Source organism: Hymenobacter sp. M1-2, from assembly GCF_057808495.1.
Genome location: NZ_JBTYZO010000059.1, coordinates 1 through 1025 on the forward strand (window position 1 = coordinate 1; position 1025 = coordinate 1025).

Sequence of the window (1025 nt, forward strand, 5' to 3'; positions counted from 1 at the left end):
GTTAACAACGGAAGAGGTCCGCAAAAGCCAGGGCTGGCCTTTGCCACTCTACGTTGAGGTGGACCAGCAGATTATGGATTGTGCAGGCCGCTGCGGTTTGCACCAACCAGCCTAGCAGGCTGTGGCGTCGCGCCGTGGGCCGGCTCAGATTCAAGTAGTTGTGGAGCTTTTCGTTGACCGTTTCTACAATCTGGCGTCGCCGGGCCAGCCATTGCCGCCAAGGCTTACTCCACCGCCGCCGACTGTCGGCTTTTGGAGCGGTCAACACGTGGCTATGGCCGTGCCGGCTCATGCCTTCAAAGCCTTTGTCGGTCACATACGGCCCCGGGTAGGCGGCCCCCACACTCGCGGCCGGGGCCGGTTGCCCGGCACGGGCGCGTAGACGGGCGCGTAGAAACGTATCGGTCAATGGCTGCTCCTTGGCATTGCCGGCAGCCAGGGCAAAGCCCGTAATCACGCCCTGGGGGCTGACGGCCAGCAGCAGTTGAAAGCCAAAGAACCAGCCTAGGCGAGTGCTGTGGCCTAGCGCGGCCTGTCCGTCCAGCCAACTGCTGCCCCGGCGCTTCGCGTCGCGTACGGGCAGCGGCGTCAGGTCCAGCACCTGATAGGGGGCCTGGCTGGCTCCCAGGTGCTGAGCCAACTGGCGCAGGCAGGCGGTGAGTAGCGGAAAACAACGCTGGGCCTGGCGCACGAACTGTGACCGATCGGGCAGGTGCGGAAAGCAGCCGCGCAACTCGGCTTGGGCGTAGCGGTAGAAGTCGCGGCCACTAGCAAAATCGCGCCACTGCGCAAAGAGCAGCAGCGTCAGCACTTCGCTCGCGCTCAGTGCTGGGGCGGGTCCGGGGCGGCGGCTGGGCAGCTGGGTTTGCACAAAGTCGTCAATGTACACGTATAAGGCGGTCAGAAAGGTGTCGCGGTCGAGCATCGGGTGGTTCTCTGGCAAGAGATGAAACTACTCGGTGCCAACACGGCACCTTTCGTTTTTTCTCCCGCAACATCCTCTAACCGAACTCACACCAAGCGTT

1 protein-coding gene is annotated in these 1025 nt (G+C 63.2%); it reads right to left on the reverse strand.

All coding sequences use genetic code 11. The annotated features are described in order from the left end of the window. Position 1: 1 nt before the first annotated feature. Positions 2-943 (reverse strand): transposase, encoded by a 942-nt coding sequence (locus ACYSMN_RS25470; RefSeq protein ID WP_488926750.1) that lies wholly within the window; start codon positions 941-943, stop codon positions 2-4. Between the last annotated feature and the right edge of the window lie 82 nt (positions 944-1025).